Origin of the sequence: uncultured Salinisphaera sp., assembly GCF_964012375.1 — a bacterium.
Taxonomy (GTDB): Bacteria; Pseudomonadota; Gammaproteobacteria; order Nevskiales; family Salinisphaeraceae; genus Salinisphaera.
The window spans coordinates 1-2,533 of sequence record NZ_CAXGSH010000178.1 but is presented as its reverse complement, the minus strand read 5'-3'; the positions used below and the strand labels follow the sequence as shown (position 1 = coordinate 2,533).

Annotated in this window: 3 protein-coding genes; 2 read left to right on the top strand and 1 reads right to left on the bottom strand. The window is 62.7% G+C overall.

All coding sequences use genetic code 11. From position 1 onward, the window contains the following. Together ABNU97_RS17635 and ABNU97_RS17630 are read left to right on the top strand one after the other, a co-directional pair. A partial coding sequence (locus ABNU97_RS17635) for a 2OG-Fe(II) oxygenase family protein (protein WP_348767973.1) occupies positions 1–432 on the top strand: 432 nt, incomplete at its 5' end. Next, a complete protein-coding gene (locus ABNU97_RS17630; RefSeq protein ID WP_348767972.1) occupies positions 429–1,094 on the top strand; it encodes a hypothetical protein in 666 nt (221 codons plus the stop codon). The genes ABNU97_RS17635 and ABNU97_RS17630, both read left to right, overlap by 4 nt. 50 nt (positions 1,095–1,144) lie before the next feature. Here the strand turns inward: ABNU97_RS17630 and ABNU97_RS17625 are convergent, their stop codons facing one another. Continuing rightward, positions 1,145–2,041 (bottom strand): glycine betaine ABC transporter substrate-binding protein, encoded by an 897-nt coding sequence (locus ABNU97_RS17625; protein WP_348767971.1) that lies wholly within the window; start codon positions 2,039–2,041, stop codon positions 1,145–1,147. Positions 2,042–2,533: the final 492 nt, after the last annotated feature.

The window sequence follows — 2,533 nt, the reverse complement described above, 5'->3', positions numbered from 1 at the left end:
TTCACCCTGCTGCGCCCGACCGCGCCCGGCCTGGAAGTGATGAACGGCGCCGGCGAATGGATCGACGTGCCCTATCGCGAGGATGCGCTGGTGGTGAACATCGGCGACATGCTCGAGATATGGACCAACGGTGCGTTTGTCGCCACCTCACACCGCGTACGCAAGGTTAAGGAGGAGCGCTACAGCTTTCCGCTGTTCTTCGCCGCCGACTACCACAGCCAAGTCGCGCCGCTGCCGCAACTGCTCAAAGACGGGGAAACGCCCAACTACGAACCGCTGTCGGCCGGCGATCACCTCTGGGCACAGACGATCCAGACCTTCAACTATCTCAAGAAACGGCTGGCCAACGGCGAAATCGAGCTGCCCGAAGGCGCCCGCGGTGCCGGTACGCTGGGCCAGCATGCGCGCCACAAGGAGGACACGGCGTCGTGAGCCTCGTGCCGCCTATCTACCACGGCCTGTGGCAACGCACGCTCTACGCCGAACCGGCCCAGGGTGAACCCGAGCATATCGACGACGACACGCAGGTTTTCTGGCTGCAGGCCGGCGACTGGCATGCCGATCTGCGGGTGCCCGCCAAGCGGCCCGACTTTGCCGGCATCGATTCGCTCGACGAATGCAGGCGCGATCAACTCGAGTGGCTGGGCGGACAGACCGCGTTTGCCGGCATCACCCGCGTACAGGGCCCCTTCTGTACCTGGCATCGGCTGGTGGACCTGTCACCGGGGCTCGACAAGGACATCGGCGTGATGCGCTTCATCGACGACGACACGCTGGAAGAATGCCATCCGAGCGGCATCTATCGAGAAGTCTGGCGACGTATCAGCGCCGGAGACAGCCACGAGCCGATCGTTGAACGCGATGCGTCCGGACTGCCCCGATGGCTGCAGTACGGCGATCATGCCATGGCAATCGACGCGGGCTCGGCGGTTGACCACGTACCCGATGTGCTGGCTAATCCGTGCGCGCTGAGCACGGCCGCTCTCAAGGCGCGTATGGCGGTCAATATCCGCTATGTGCAGCGCCGCGGCGCGACCTGGCAGGTTCGGCTATCCACCCGGCCCTGGCAGGAGAATCGACCGCTCGTCGCCTGATCGATCGCCCCGGCATGAAGCGCCTTTCATGCCGCGGCGATCAGCGAAACTTACTGCGTGCTCGCTTGGCTTTCGCCCTTACCCGTCCATTCAGCGATGACATCCGGGTGCTTTTCAATGAACGTCTGGGCCGCCTGTTGATAGGACGTCTGCTCGGCATTCAACAGCATGGTGTCGATCTGCTCCAGGCTGTAGTGCATGCGCTTCAGCATGGCGTGCACCTCGGGTTCGCTTTCGGCCAGCCCCTGACTTGCAATCGCGTCGACATGTTCGCGCGCGCCCAGTTCGCCTTTCGGATCCTCGAGATAACGCAGATCGAAACGCTCCCACATCCAGTGCGGGCTCCAGGCCGTGACCACGATCCACTCCTTGTCGTCGATGGCACGCTTGAGTGAGGCCGTCATGGCCGCGCTGCTGGCGGTGATCAGGCGATAGTCGTCGTCGAGACCATAGCCTTCGATGGTTTCCCTCGAGACCTGCATCAGGCCCGCGCCAGCGGAAATACCCTGAATTTTACCGCCGAGTTTGTCGACCACATCCGGCTTTTTCATGTCGGCGATGCTCGCCAGCTGATCTTCCGGCACATAGGCCGGCACCGCCCAGCCCAGACGTGCGCCGTCGAACAACTCGCCGAGGTTGTCGACCTTGTCGCCCACCCGGTCCATATAGGCTCCGTGCGTACGCGGCAGCCAGGCGACCAGAAACAGCGAGCGCTCGTCGTTGGCCACGCCCAGAAATGCCGGCCCGACGGCCACCATCTTGAGCTCCACCGGGATATCGTATTCCGATTCGATGACACGCTTGGCCACATGGCTCATCACCTGGCCTTCGGCATATTCGTCGACATAGATTCGAATCGGCTCGGCCTGTGCGGCCAGCGCGGTACCGCCCACCAGCGTCGAAAACGCGCACACCACGGCGACAAGGATTAAAGACAAACGTTTCACGACAGCGCGCCCCCCAGGGTTATTCAGATAACCCCGAGTGTTCGGGATAACCGCCTTCAGCGCAACAAAGCACCGCAGGCGTACCGGCCGATCACAGGACATCGCCCCGCGTGTGCGGCCGCGGCGTGCTTTATCGCCACCGCGTCAAACGAACGGCCCTTGGCAGCGCTGTTTGAACGCTGTCGCGGCCGGCTGTACCGGCACGCCCCGCCGTCGTTCAGGCGTGTATCGGCCAGGAAGGCGGCTCATGCCAGGCCGCCTGAACAAAGAACCGGACTCTTGGTTGCGTATTAAACGCAGCGGGCTGTTCTCGATCAGGCTGGTTGTCCGCCAATGAACGCGACGACACGCAAACAAGTCAAAAGACCGATCGCTCGAAGCCCCGGCGGGCTTATGTTCACGCCGCATGCTGAACTTTGTACGTTCTCGGGCGTGGACTTATTCAGATCACCCGCGAAAACCGGGCCGGCGTTTCGCGCTGTTTGAGATAGG